Source organism: Pseudomonas tehranensis (assembly GCF_014268615.1).
Lineage (GTDB): Bacteria > Pseudomonadota > Gammaproteobacteria > Pseudomonadales > Pseudomonadaceae > Aquipseudomonas > Aquipseudomonas tehranensis.
In genome coordinates this window covers 1-2,874 of sequence record NZ_JABWQV010000397.1, presented here as the reverse complement: position 1 = coordinate 2,874, position 2,874 = coordinate 1, and the positions used below count along the sequence as shown (strand labels likewise).

At 55.5% G+C, this 2,874-nt stretch carries 3 protein-coding genes; 1 reads left to right on the top strand and 2 read right to left on the bottom strand.

Annotated features, from left to right (window positions below; all coding sequences use genetic code 11):
* Positions 1–415 precede the first annotated feature (415 nt).
* Positions 416–1,318 (bottom strand): LysR family transcriptional regulator, encoded by a 903-nt coding sequence (locus tag HU811_RS26345; RefSeq protein ID WP_186658997.1) that lies wholly within the window; start codon positions 1,316–1,318, stop codon positions 416–418.
* 139 nt (positions 1,319–1,457) lie between these two features.
* Between HU811_RS26345 and HU811_RS26340 the strand changes: the two genes are divergently transcribed.
* On the top strand, positions 1,458–2,204 hold the full coding sequence (locus tag HU811_RS26340) for an SDR family oxidoreductase (protein WP_086946342.1): 747 nt from the start codon (positions 1,458–1,460) through the stop codon (positions 2,202–2,204).
* Between the two features lie 227 nt (positions 2,205–2,431).
* Here HU811_RS26340 and HU811_RS26335 read toward each other — a convergent pair whose 3' ends face one another.
* A complete protein-coding gene (locus HU811_RS26335) occupies positions 2,432–2,761 on the bottom strand; it encodes a hypothetical protein (RefSeq protein ID WP_092402587.1) in 330 nt (109 codons plus the stop codon).
* Positions 2,762–2,874: the final 113 nt, after the last annotated feature.

The following is a 2,874-nucleotide window of genomic DNA, read 5'->3' as shown; positions in this document are numbered from 1 at the left end:
GATTTATCCCCCCCACCACAAAAGCGGGTGGGGGATTGGTTGGGATCTGCGTTAGCCGCGAAAAACTACTTTCCTGCAGGCGAAAAAAAAGACCTTGAATTTCAAGGTCTTTTTTTAAGATGGTGCCCGAGGGAGACTCGAGTAATAGCATAGCTGTATGATTTAAATAGTTTTTTGTCTATGTACTCTTCCACGTTGTGCTGCGAAGTGTACACCCTGCCTGCTTTACAATAAGGACTGGTGTGGATGAAAGTTTGATCGGATATCGCCATCCAATTTCCGACGAGCTGTCAATAATGTTTTCACGAAACTGGTTAAGGATAGACTCCCTGGTCTGCCGAAAATGCCGAACCGGCACCTGGCGAATTTTCATGATTAGTCGGGCGTCATGAGCACACCAAGCTGACTACTGCAATTATGATGGTCTGGGTTGATCGTTAAATGCAGAATTTTTTGCGAACACCTCGGCGATGAAATCCATGAATACAATGGCCCTTTTGGGGAGAAGCCGGTCGGCGACGTAAATGACTTGCACGGGGACAGGCGGAGCTGCGTAGTCCCTGAGCAACACCTGCAGATTGCCATTTTTCAGCCCTTCCTCGTACAGCCATTCGGGGCCCTGTGCGATCCCCAGTCCGTCGTTTACACACTCTCGTATGGCCTCAGGTGAGTTGACCCGAAGCCTGCCAGAAACGGGAACATCGATATCCCGAAAGCGCCATGTGGTGCCTGTCGACAGCAGGGTGTAGATCAGGCAATCGTGCGTTCTCAGATCATTGGGCGTCGTGGGGATTCCGCGTTTGGCCAGGTATCCCTTGCTGGCAACGCATACACGCTCGAACCAGCCTAGCGGCCGGGCACGCATTGCGCTGTCTTCCAGATGTCCGATGCGGATCGCCAGTTCAGCCCCTTCGTCGACCAGGTTCACATAGCGATCATTGATCTGCAGGTCGAGCGTCAACTCTGGATAGCGCTCCAGAAATGTGGATACATGCGGCACCACGAATGCATGGGCTAGCGCGGTCGGGCAGGCGACTCGCAACAATCCGGACGGGGCGACGTTCTCCCTGAAGGACGACTCCGATTCTTCCACGGCATCGAGAATGCGCCGGGTATCTGCGTAATAGCGTTCTCCCTCGGGGGTGAGGGCTAGCTTTCGTGTGGATCGGTGAAGCAGCCTGGTTTGCAAATGATCTTCCAGCGCCGCCACATAGCGGCTGACGTTGGGCTGCCCGAGCCCCAGGTCACGCCCCGCAGCCGAGAAGCTTCCTGTCTCAACAGCGCGAACAAAGCAGGTCATCAGCAATAGTCGATCCATCTAGGCCTCTCATTCATGCAGTACAAGCATGAAATGTATTCGAATAGGCCATCTTATCAATGCACAGGTATGAATACATAGTTTCCCTCTGGCAGGTCAGTACATCGACTGACCGTGAAAAACCCAAAAGGAAACTTACATGTCCCGATTGCAAGGCAAACGTACTCTCATCACCGGCGGCACCAGCGGCATTGGCCTGGAAACGGCTAAGCAGTTCCTCGCCGAAGGCGCTCGCGTGATCGTTACCGGAGTCAATCCGGAGTCCATCGCAAAGGCTCAGGCGGAACTGGGCAGCGAAGTATTGGTACTGCGTGCTGACTCAGCCAGCATCGATGCACAGAAGGAACTGGCGCAGGCCGTTCAGACTCACTATGGCCAACTCGATGTTGCCTTTCTCAATGCAGGCGTATCCGTTTGGCTGCCGATCGAAGAGTGGACGGAGGAAATGTTCGATCGCTCCTTCGACATCAACGTTAAGGGGCCGTACTTTCTGATCCAGGCATTGCTACCAGTCTTCGCGAATCCTGCGTCGGTGGTTCTCAATACCTCGGTTAGTGCACACCTCGGCGCCGCGCGTTCATCAGTTTATGGCGCGACCAAGGCCGCGTTCCTGAACATGTCGAAGACGCTTTCTAGCGAACTGCTCCCGCGTGGTATTCGCGTCAATGCAGTCAGCCCTGGCCCGATTGATACGCCGCTTTACGACAAGCTCGGTATTCCCGATGCCTATCGCGAACAGCTCAACCAGGATATCGCAGCGACCATTCCGTTCGGCCGGTTTGGTACGCCCGAGGAAGTGGCCAAGGCCGTGCTGTACCTAGCGTCAGACGAGTCCCGCTGGACGGTTGGCTCGGAACTCATCGTCGACGGTGGCCGCTCGCTTTAGCTGCCAACGATACGCGAAGGAACGTCTCCTGCGCTTTTACGGAAAAGTGATCGAATAGAACGGACTCGCCTTCATTGCCGTCTGTCGAGTGGCTGATTGGCGCCGTGCGCTGGCCAGCCGTTTCAGCATTCAGGCGGCAGTTGAAGGGACTACCCCATCCGGTTCCGCAAGCACTTGCAGGACGCAATAGCACTCTTGGCTACTGCATCGGAAACGAGCGCTGCGGTTTATAGGATATCTTTCACGTAAGCGTTAAGCGCGATGAGTGGAGCATGAAGGTCCTCCATTCTCTGCGCCGCGCTGAAATTCGCAGTCAGACGATGCAGCTCCCGCCCCAGCACTGTATCAACCCCACCAACCGCCCCCAACGCCAAATCCAGGCACCGGCCTATCTCACTTTGAATCCCAGCCACATCCCCGCGCCGTACCAACAACCCAAAAACCTCCCGATCACACCCGCCCATCAACGGATCATCCCGCAGGATCGGGCTGTGGCCTTCTGTCTCATAAGCCAGCTTGAGGGAGTAGAGAGCGACCGTTTCCAGCAGCAATTCCATGGGGTGAAGTCCTTTGTCAGCGGGTGAGGAGGGGCGGTGGGTCAACTGGGCGTTGCAAGGCGGAGCATCGGTGGGGGCTGTGACATTTTTGTGAGCGCTTTGCGCTCAAGCGG